Source organism: Peribacillus sp. TH16 (assembly GCF_016651095.1).
Classification (GTDB): Bacteria; Bacillota; Bacilli; order Bacillales; family DSM-1321; genus Peribacillus; species Peribacillus butanolivorans.
Genome location: NZ_JAEKEM010000009.1, coordinates 2,988,393 through 2,999,140 on the forward strand (window position 1 = coordinate 2,988,393; position 10,748 = coordinate 2,999,140).

Here is a 10,748-nt window from a genome sequence, read left to right on the forward strand (position 1 = left end):
TGAGCACACACTATCAAAAAAGCAAAATGAGCAAGTCAAACATTTCTTCGGAGAGTTTGATCCTGGCTCAGGACGAACGCTGGCGGCGTGCCTAATACATGCAAGTCGAGCGAATCAATGGGAGCTTGCTCCCTGAGATTAGCGGCGGACGGGTGAGTAACACGTGGGCAACCTACCTATAAGACTGGGATAACTTCGGGAAACCGGAGCTAATACCGGATACATTCTTTTCTCGCATGAGAGAAGATGGAAAGACGGTTTCGGCTGTCACTTATAGATGGGCCCGCGGCGCATTAGCTAGTTGGTGAGGTAATGGCTCACCAAGGCGACGATGCGTAGCCGACCTGAGAGGGTGATCGGCCACACTGGGACTGAGACACGGCCCAGACTCCTACGGGAGGCAGCAGTAGGGAATCTTCCGCAATGGACGAAAGTCTGACGGAGCAACGCCGCGTGAACGAAGAAGGCCTTCGGGTCGTAAAGTTCTGTTGTTAGGGAAGAACAAGTACCAGAGTAACTGCTGGTACCTTGACGGTACCTAACCAGAAAGCCACGGCTAACTACGTGCCAGCAGCCGCGGTAATACGTAGGTGGCAAGCGTTGTCCGGAATTATTGGGCGTAAAGCGCGCGCAGGTGGTTCTTTAAGTCTGATGTGAAAGCCCACGGCTCAACCGTGGAGGGTCATTGGAAACTGGGGAACTTGAGTGCAGAAGAGGAAAGTGGAATTCCAAGTGTAGCGGTGAAATGCGTAGAGATTTGGAGGAACACCAGTGGCGAAGGCGACTTTCTGGTCTGTAACTGACACTGAGGCGCGAAAGCGTGGGGAGCAAACAGGATTAGATACCCTGGTAGTCCACGCCGTAAACGATGAGTGCTAAGTGTTAGAGGGTTTCCGCCCTTTAGTGCTGCAGCTAACGCATTAAGCACTCCGCCTGGGGAGTACGGCCGCAAGGCTGAAACTCAAAGGAATTGACGGGGGCCCGCACAAGCGGTGGAGCATGTGGTTTAATTCGAAGCAACGCGAAGAACCTTACCAGGTCTTGACATCCTCTGACAACCCTAGAGATAGGGCGTTCCCCTTCGGGGGACAGAGTGACAGGTGGTGCATGGTTGTCGTCAGCTCGTGTCGTGAGATGTTGGGTTAAGTCCCGCAACGAGCGCAACCCTTGATCTTAGTTGCCAGCATTCAGTTGGGCACTCTAAGGTGACTGCCGGTGACAAACCGGAGGAAGGTGGGGATGACGTCAAATCATCATGCCCCTTATGACCTGGGCTACACACGTGCTACAATGGATGGTACAAAGGGCTGCAAGCCTATGCGAAGGTAAGCGAATCCCATAAAGCCATTCTCAGTTCGGATTGTAGGCTGCAACTCGCCTACATGAAGCCGGAATCGCTAGTAATCGCGGATCAGCATGCCGCGGTGAATACGTTCCCGGGCCTTGTACACACCGCCCGTCACACCACGAGAGTTTGTAACACCCGAAGTCGGTGAGGTAACCTTTATGGAGCCAGCCGCCTAAGGTGGGACAGATGATTGGGGTGAAGTCGTAACAAGGTAGCCGTATCGGAAGGTGCGGCTGGATCACCTCCTTTCTAAGGATAAATACGAGAGCGCTTTTGTTTTGTTCAGTTTTGAATGAGTAATTCATTCAGATTCGAAAGATCTCATCACGTAGTGATGGAATTCTTTCTTCTTTGTTCCTTGAAAACTAGATAATAGATAGAAGGCAATTAATTTTTTCAAAGCATCAGTAAGATCTTTTTTAACGGTTAAGTTAGAAAGGGCGCACGGTGGATGCCTTGGCACTAGGAGCCGATGAAGGACGGGACTAACACCGATATGCTTCGGGGAGCTGTAAGTAAGCTTTGATCCGGAGATTTCCGAATGGGGAAACCCACTGTTCGTAATGGAACAGTATCTTTACCTGAATACATAGGGTACTGAAGGCAGACCCGGGGAACTGAAACATCTAAGTACCCGGAGGAAGAGAAAGCAAATGCGATTTCCTGAGTAGCGGCGAGCGAAACGGAATTAGCCCAAACCAAGAGGCTTGCCTCTTGGGGTTGTAGGACACTCAACATGGAGTTACAAAGGAACGGGGTAAATGAAGTGATCTGGAAAGGTCCGTCAAAGAAGGTAAAAACCCTGTAGTTGAAACTTCGTTCCCTCCTGAGTGGATCCTGAGTACGGCGGGACACGAGAAATCCCGTCGGAAGCAGGGAGGACCATCTCCCAAGGCTAAATACTACCTAGTGACCGATAGTGAACCAGTACCGTGAGGGAAAGGTGAAAAGCACCCCGGAAGGGGAGTGAAATAGATCCTGAAACCGTGTGCCTACAAGTAGTCAAAGCCCGTTAATGGGTAATGGCGTGCCTTTTGTAGAATGAACCGGCGAGTTACGATTTCATGCGAGGTTAAGTTGATAAGACGGAGCCGCAGCGAAAGCGAGTCTGAATAGGGCGAATGAGTATGAGGTCGTAGACCCGAAACCAGGTGATCTACCCATGTCCAGGGTGAAGTTCAGGTAACACTGAATGGAGGCCCGAACCCACGCACGTTGAAAAGTGCGGGGATGAGGTGTGGGTAGCGGAGAAATTCCAATCGAACCTGGAGATAGCTGGTTCTCTCCGAAATAGCTTTAGGGCTAGCCTCAAGATGAGAGTATTGGAGGTAGAGCACTGATTGGACTAGGGGCCCCCAACGGGTTACCGAATTCAGTCAAACTCCGAATGCCAAATACTTATTCTTGGGAGTCAGACTGCGAGTGATAAGATCCGTAGTCGAAAGGGAAACAGCCCAGACCACCAGCTAAGGTCCCAAAGTATACGTTAAGTGGAAAAGGATGTGGAGTTGCTTAGACAACCAGGATGTTGGCTCAGAAGCAGCCATCATTTAAAGAGTGCGTAATAGCTCACTGGTCGAGTGACTCCGCGCCGAAAATGTACCGGGGCTAAACGTATCACCGAAGCTGTGGATTGACACCGTATGGTGTCGATGGTAGGAGAGCGTTCTAAGGGCGTTGAAGTCAGACCGGAAGGACTGGTGGAGCGCTTAGAAGTGAGAATGCCGGTATGAGTAGCGAAAGAAGGGTGAGAATCCCTTCCACCGAATGCCTAAGGTTTCCTGAGGAAGGCTCGTCCGCTCAGGGTTAGTCGGGACCTAAGCCGAGGCCGAAAGGCGTAGGCGATGGACAACAGGTTGATATTCCTGTACCACCTATACATCGTTTGAACGATGGGGGGACGCAGAAGGATAGGGTAAGCGCGCTGTTGGATATGCGCGTCCAAGCAGTTAGGCCGGAAACGAGGCAAATCCCGTTTCCATTAAGGCGGAGCTGTGATGGCGAGGGAAATATAGTACCGAAGTTCCTGATTCCACGCTGCCAAGAAAAGCCTCTAGTGAGATGTAAGGTGCCCGTACCGCAAACCGACACAGGTAGGCGAGGAGAGAATCCTAAGGTGTGCGAGAGAACTCTCGTTAAGGAACTCGGCAAAATGACCCCGTAACTTCGGGAGAAGGGGTGCTTTTTAGGGTGAATAGCCCGGAAAAGCCGCAGTGAATAGGCCCAGGCGACTGTTTAGCAAAAACACAGGTCTCTGCGAAGCCGCAAGGCGAAGTATAGGGGCTGACACCGCCCGGTGCTGGAAGGTTAAGGGGAGAGGTTAGCGCAAGCGAAGCTTTGAACCGAAGCCCCAGTAAACGGCGGCCGTAACTATAACGGTCCTAAGGTAGCGAAATTCCTTGTCGGGTAAGTTCCGACCCGCACGAAAGGTGTAACGATCTGGGCACTGTCTCAACGAGAGACTCGGTGAAATTATAGTACCTGTGAAGATGCAGGTTACCCGCGACAGGACGGAAAGACCCCGTGGAGCTTTACTGCAGCCTGATATTGAATTTTGGTACAGCTTGTACAGGATAGGTAGGAGCCTGAGAAGCCGGAGCGCTAGCTTCGGTGGAGGCGTTGGTGGGATACTACCCTGGCTGTATTGAAATTCTAACCCGCGCCCCTTATCGGGGTGGGAGACAGTGTCAGGTGGGCAGTTTGACTGGGGCGGTCGCCTCCTAAAGAGTAACGGAGGCGCCCAAAGGTTCCCTCAGAATGGTTGGAAATCATTCGTAGAGTGTAAAGGCACAAGGGAGCTTGACTGCGAGACCTACAAGTCGAGCAGGGACGAAAGTCGGGCTTAGTGATCCGGTGGTTCCGCATGGAAGGGCCATCGCTCAACGGATAAAAGCTACCCCGGGGATAACAGGCTTATCTCCCCCAAGAGTCCACATCGACGGGGAGGTTTGGCACCTCGATGTCGGCTCATCGCATCCTGGGGCTGTAGTCGGTCCCAAGGGTTGGGCTGTTCGCCCATTAAAGCGGTACGCGAGCTGGGTTCAGAACGTCGTGAGACAGTTCGGTCCCTATCCGTCGCGGGCGCAGGAAATTTGAGAGGAGCTGTCCTTAGTACGAGAGGACCGGGATGGACGCACCGCTGGTGTACCAGTTGTCTTGCCAAAGGCATAGCTGGGTAGCTACGTGCGGACGGGATAAGTGCTGAAAGCATCTAAGCATGAAGCCCCCCTCGAGATGAGATTTCCCATAGCGCAAGCTAGTAAGATCCCTGAAAGATGATCAGGTTGATAGGTCAGAGGTGGAAGCGTGGCGACATGTGGAGCTGACTGATACTAATAGATCGAGGACTTAACCACGCTTTAAAAAATGAAATACCTTCTTATTATCTAGTTTTGAAGGAACAACGTTCCTTTATTGTTTGGTGGCGATAGCGAAGAGGTCACACCCGTTCCCATTCCGAACACGGCAGTTAAGCTCTTCAGCGCCGATGGTAGTTGGGGGTTTCCCCCTGTGAGAGTAGGACGCCGCCAAGCAGTTTCATATGGAGGATTAGCTCAGCTGGGAGAGCATCTGCCTTACAAGCAGAGGGTCGGCGGTTCGATCCCGTCATCCTCCACCATTTTTACACCTGCCGGTGTAGCTCAACTGGTAGAGCAACTGACTTGTAATCAGTAGGTTGGGGGTTCAAGTCCTCTTGCCGGCACCATTTTCATACAAGCTTAATATAGCATTTATAAATAGTTTCTATGAGCCATTAGCTCAGTTGGTAGAGCATCTGACTTTTAATCAGAGGGTCGAAGGTTCGAATCCTTCATGGCTCACCATTTTATTATGCGGGTGTGGCGGAATTGGCAGACGCACCAGACTTAGGATCTGGCGCCGCAAGGCGTGGGGGTTCAAGTCCCTTCACCCGCATGTTTGCGGAAGTAGTTCAGTGGTAGAATACAACCTTGCCAAGGTTGGGGTCGCGGGTTCGAATCCCGTCTTCCGCTCCACTATTTATTTATGCCGGGGTGGCGGAACTGGCAGACGCACAGGACTTAAAATCCTGCGGTAGGTGACTACCGTACCGGTTCGATTCCGGTCCTCGGCACCATCTTAATATGCGCCCGTAGCTCAATTGGATAGAGCATCTGACTACGAATCAGAAGGTTGTAGGTTCGACTCCCGCCGGGCGCACCATGTTTTTTCGGGAAGTAGCTCAGCTTGGTAGAGCACTTGGTTTGGGACCAAGGGGTCGCAGGTTCGAATCCTGTCTTCCCGACCATTGATTTTTGGGGCCTTAGCTCAGCTGGGAGAGCGCCTGCCTTGCACGCAGGAGGTCAGCGGTTCGATCCCGCTAGGCTCCACCAAAAAAAACTTGACAAGCTAAACAAGCTTTGATATGATGTAAAAGTTGATTCTTTAAAGGAATCAAATATTGCTCTTTGAAAACTGAACAAAACAAAGCGCCAACGTTAAATTTTAAGTGAGCACACACTATCAAAAAAGCAAAATGAGCAAGTCAAACATTTCTTCGGAGAGTTTGATCCTGGCTCAGGACGAACGCTGGCGGCGTGCCTAATACATGCAAGTCGAGCGAATCGATGGGAGCTTGCTCCCTGAGATTAGCGGCGGACGGGTGAGTAACACGTGGGCAACCTGCCTATAAGACTGGGATAACTTCGGGAAACCGGAGCTAATACCGGATACGTTCTTTTCTCGCATGAGAGAAGATGGAAAGACGGTTTTGCTGTCACTTATAGATGGGCCCGCGGCGCATTAGCTAGTTGGTGAGGTAATGGCTCACCAAGGCGACGATGCGTAGCCGACCTGAGAGGGTGATCGGCCACACTGGGACTGAGACACGGCCCAGACTCCTACGGGAGGCAGCAGTAGGGAATCTTCCGCAATGGACGAAAGTCTGACGGAGCAACGCCGCGTGAACGAAGAAGGCCTTCGGGTCGTAAAGTTCTGTTGTTAGGGAAGAACAAGTACCAGAGTAACTGCTGGTACCTTGACGGTACCTAACCAGAAAGCCACGGCTAACTACGTGCCAGCAGCCGCGGTAATACGTAGGTGGCAAGCGTTGTCCGGAATTATTGGGCGTAAAGCGCGCGCATGGTGGTTCCTTAAGTCTGATGTGAAAGCCCACGGCTCAACCGTGGAGGGTCATTGGAAACTGGGGAACTTGAGTGCAGAAGAGGAAAGTGGAATTCCAAGTGTAGCGGTGAAATGCGTAGAGATTTGGAGGAACACCAGTGGCGAAGGCGACTTTCTGGTCTGTAACTGACACTGAGGCGCGAAAGCGTGGGGAGCAAACAGGATTAGATACCCTGGTAGTCCACGCCGTAAACGATGAGTGCTAAGTGTTAGAGGGTTTCCGCCCTTTAGTGCTGCAGCTAACGCATTAAGCACTCCGCCTGGGGAGTACGGCCGCAAGGCTGAAACTCAAAGGAATTGACGGGGGCCCGCACAAGCGGTGGAGCATGTGGTTTAATTCGAAGCAACGCGAAGAACCTTACCAGGTCTTGACATCCTCTGACAACCCTAGAGATAGGGCGTTCCCCTTCGGGGGACAGAGTGACAGGTGGTGCATGGTTGTCGTCAGCTCGTGTCGTGAGATGTTGGGTTAAGTCCCGCAACGAGCGCAACCCTTGATCTTAGTTGCCAGCATTCAGTTGGGCACTCTAAGGTGACTGCCGGTGACAAACCGGAGGAAGGTGGGGATGACGTCAAATCATCATGCCCCTTATGACCTGGGCTACACACGTGCTACAATGGATGGTACAAAGGGCTGCAAACCTGCGAAGGTAAGCGAATCCCATAAAGCCATTCTCAGTTCGGATTGTAGGCTGCAACTCGCCTACATGAAGCCGGAATCGCTAGTAATCGCGGATCAGCATGCCGCGGTGAATACGTTCCCGGGCCTTGTACACACCGCCCGTCACACCACGAGAGTTTGTAACACCCGAAGTCGGTGAGGTAACCTTTATGGAGCCAGCCGCCTAAGGTGGGACAGATGATTGGGGTGAAGTCGTAACAAGGTAGCCGTATCGGAAGGTGCGGCTGGATCACCTCCTTTCTAAGGATAAATACGAGAGCGCTTTTGTTTTGTTCAGTTTTGAATGAGTAATTCATTCAGATTCGAAAGATCTCATCACGTAGTGATGGAATTCTTTCTTCTTTGTTCCTTGAAAACTAGATAATAGATAGAAGGCAATTAATTTTTTCAAAGCATCAGTAAGATCTTTTTTAACGGTTAAGTTAGAAAGGGCGCACGGTGGATGCCTTGGCACTAGGAGCCGATGAAGGACGGGACTAACACCGATATGCTTCGGGGAGCTGTAAGTAAGCTTTGATCCGGAGATTTCCGAATGGGGAAACCCACTGTTCGTAATGGAACAGTATCTTTACCTGAATACATAGGGTACTGAAGGCAGACCCGGGGAACTGAAACATCTAAGTACCCGGAGGAAGAGAAAGCAAATGCGATTTCCTGAGTAGCGGCGAGCGAAACGGAATTAGCCCAAACCAAGAGGCTTGCCTCTTGGGGTTGTAGGACACTCAACATGGAGTTACAAAGGAACGGGGTAAATGAAGTGATCTGGAAAGGTCCGTCAAAGAAGGTAAAAACCCTGTAGTTGAAACTTCGTTCCCTCCTGAGTGGATCCTGAGTACGGCGGGACACGAGAAATCCCGTCGGAAGCAGGGAGGACCATCTCCCAAGGCTAAATACTACCTAGTGACCGATAGTGAACCAGTACCGTGAGGGAAAGGTGAAAAGCACCCCGGAAGGGGAGTGAAATAGATCCTGAAACCGTGTGCCTACAAGTAGTCAAAGCCCGTTAATGGGTAATGGCGTGCCTTTTGTAGAATGAACCGGCGAGTTACGATTTCATGCGAGGTTAAGTTGATAAGACGGAGCCGCAGCGAAAGCGAGTCTGAATAGGGCGAATGAGTATGAGGTCGTAGACCCGAAACCAGGTGATCTACCCATGTCCAGGGTGAAGTTCAGGTAACACTGAATGGAGGCCCGAACCCACGCACGTTGAAAAGTGCGGGGATGAGGTGTGGGTAGCGGAGAAATTCCAATCGAACCTGGAGATAGCTGGTTCTCTCCGAAATAGCTTTAGGGCTAGCCTCAAGATGAGAGTATTGGAGGTAGAGCACTGATTGGACTAGGGGCCCCCAACGGGTTACCGAATTCAGTCAAACTCCGAATGCCAAATACTTATTCTTGGGAGTCAGACTGCGAGTGATAAGATCCGTAGTCGAAAGGGAAACAGCCCAGACCACCAGCTAAGGTCCCAAAGTATACGTTAAGTGGAAAAGGATGTGGAGTTGCTTAGACAACCAGGATGTTGGCTCAGAAGCAGCCATCATTTAAAGAGTGCGTAATAGCTCACTGGTCGAGTGACTCCGCGCCGAAAATGTACCGGGGCTAAACGTATCACCGAAGCTGTGGATTGACACCGTATGGTGTCGATGGTAGGAGAGCGTTCTAAGGGCGTTGAAGTCAGACCGGAAGGACTGGTGGAGCGCTTAGAAGTGAGAATGCCGGTATGAGTAGCGAAAGAAGGGTGAGAATCCCTTCCACCGAATGCCTAAGGTTTCCTGAGGAAGGCTCGTCCGCTCAGGGTTAGTCGGGACCTAAGCCGAGGCCGAAAGGCGTAGGCGATGGACAACAGGTTGATATTCCTGTACCACCTATACATCGTTTGAACGATGGGGGGACGCAGAAGGATAGGGTAAGCGCGCTGTTGGATATGCGCGTCCAAGCAGTTAGGCCGGAAACGAGGCAAATCCCGTTTCCATTAAGGCGGAGCTGTGATGGCGAGGGAAATATAGTACCGAAGTTCCTGATTCCACGCTGCCAAGAAAAGCCTCTAGTGAGATGTAAGGTGCCCGTACCGCAAACCGACACAGGTAGGCGAGGAGAGAATCCTAAGGTGTGCGAGAGAACTCTCGTTAAGGAACTCGGCAAAATGACCCCGTAACTTCGGGAGAAGGGGTGCTTTTTAGGGTGAATAGCCCGGAAAAGCCGCAGTGAATAGGCCCAGGCGACTGTTTAGCAAAAACACAGGTCTCTGCGAAGCCGCAAGGCGAAGTATAGGGGCTGACACCGCCCGGTGCTGGAAGGTTAAGGGGAGAGGTTAGCGCAAGCGAAGCTTTGAACCGAAGCCCCAGTAAACGGCGGCCGTAACTATAACGGTCCTAAGGTAGCGAAATTCCTTGTCGGGTAAGTTCCGACCCGCACGAAAGGTGTAACGATCTGGGCACTGTCTCAACGAGAGACTCGGTGAAATTATAGTACCTGTGAAGATGCAGGTTACCCGCGACAGGACGGAAAGACCCCGTGGAGCTTTACTGCAGCCTGATATTGAATTTTGGTACAGCTTGTACAGGATAGGTAGGAGCCTGAGAAGCCGGAGCGCTAGCTTCGGTGGAGGCGTTGGTGGGATACTACCCTGGCTGTATTGAAATTCTAACCCGCGCCCCTTATCGGGGTGGGAGACAGTGTCAGGTGGGCAGTTTGACTGGGGCGGTCGCCTCCTAAAGAGTAACGGAGGCGCCCAAAGGTTCCCTCAGAATGGTTGGAAATCATTCGTAGAGTGTAAAGGCACAAGGGAGCTTGACTGCGAGACCTACAAGTCGAGCAGGGACGAAAGTCGGGCTTAGTGATCCGGTGGTTCCGCATGGAAGGGCCATCGCTCAACGGATAAAAGCTACCCCGGGGATAACAGGCTTATCTCCCCCAAGAGTCCACATCGACGGGGAGGTTTGGCACCTCGATGTCGGCTCATCGCATCCTGGGGCTGTAGTCGGTCCCAAGGGTTGGGCTGTTCGCCCATTAAAGCGGTACGCGAGCTGGGTTCAGAACGTCGTGAGACAGTTCGGTCCCTATCCGTCGCGGGCGCAGGAAATTTGAGAGGAGCTGTCCTTAGTACGAGAGGACCGGGATGGACGCACCGCTGGTGTACCAGTTGTCTTGCCAAAGGCATAGCTGGGTAGCTACGTGCGGACGGGATAAGTGCTGAAAGCATCTAAGCATGAAGCCCCCTCGAGATGAGATTTCCCATAGCGCAAGCTAGTAAGATCCCTGAAAGATGATCAGGTTGATAGGTCAGAGGTGGAAGCGTGGCGACATGTGGAGCTGACTGATACTAATAGATCGAGGACTTAACCACGCTTTAAAAAATGAAATACCTTCTTATTATCTAGTTTTGAAGGAATGAAAATTTCTTCTTGCATTTTTTCAAAAAGACGTTATAATAATATATGTCTTGAAAAAATGTTAACATTGTTTGGTGGCGATAGCGAAGAGGTCACACCCGTTCCCATTCCGAACACGGCAGTTAAGCTCTTCAGCGCCGATGGTAGTTGGGGGTTTCCCCTGTGAGAGTAGGACGCCGCCAAG

General features: G+C 51.6%; 9 tRNA genes and 6 rRNA genes. All 15 read left to right on the forward strand.

The features are described 5' to 3' along the window. The first annotated feature begins 44 nt into the window (after nt 1-44). Nucleotides 45-1,597 (forward strand): 16S ribosomal RNA (locus JFV29_RS28475). Between the two features lie 175 nt (nt 1,598-1,772). Continuing rightward, nucleotides 1,773-4,704, forward strand: a 23S ribosomal RNA gene (locus JFV29_RS28480). Nucleotides 4,705-4,765: 61 nt separating this feature from the next. Continuing rightward, a 5S ribosomal RNA gene (gene rrf / locus JFV29_RS28485) occupies nt 4,766-4,881 on the forward strand. 10 nt (nt 4,882-4,891) lie between these two features. Then, a tRNA-Val gene (locus tag JFV29_RS28490) sits at nt 4,892-4,967 on the forward strand. 11 nt (nt 4,968-4,978) lie between these two features. Beyond that, nucleotides 4,979-5,054, forward strand: a tRNA-Thr gene (locus JFV29_RS28495). A 42-nt stretch (nt 5,055-5,096) separates the two neighbouring features. Beyond that, nucleotides 5,097-5,172, forward strand: a tRNA-Lys gene (locus tag JFV29_RS28500). A gap of 9 nt (nt 5,173-5,181) precedes the next feature. Next, a tRNA-Leu gene (locus tag JFV29_RS28505) sits at nt 5,182-5,263 on the forward strand. Nucleotides 5,264-5,268: 5 nt separating this feature from the next. Continuing rightward, nucleotides 5,269-5,343, forward strand: a tRNA-Gly gene (locus JFV29_RS28510). A 12-nt stretch (nt 5,344-5,355) separates the two neighbouring features. Next, nucleotides 5,356-5,444: transfer RNA gene (locus tag JFV29_RS28515), tRNA-Leu, on the forward strand. Between the two features lie 9 nt (nt 5,445-5,453). Beyond that, nucleotides 5,454-5,530, forward strand: a tRNA-Arg gene (locus tag JFV29_RS28520). 8 nt (nt 5,531-5,538) lie between these two features. Then, nucleotides 5,539-5,615, forward strand: a tRNA-Pro gene (locus tag JFV29_RS28525). 9 nt (nt 5,616-5,624) lie between these two features. Next, nucleotides 5,625-5,700 (forward strand) — tRNA-Ala (locus tag JFV29_RS28530). A 161-nt stretch (nt 5,701-5,861) separates the two neighbouring features. Continuing rightward, nucleotides 5,862-7,412, forward strand: a 16S ribosomal RNA gene (locus JFV29_RS28535). 175 nt (nt 7,413-7,587) lie between these two features. Beyond that, a 23S ribosomal RNA gene (locus JFV29_RS28540) occupies nt 7,588-10,518 on the forward strand. Nucleotides 10,519-10,634: 116 nt separating this feature from the next. Next, nucleotides 10,635-10,748, forward strand: a 5S ribosomal RNA gene (rrf, locus tag JFV29_RS28545); the annotation flags it as partial.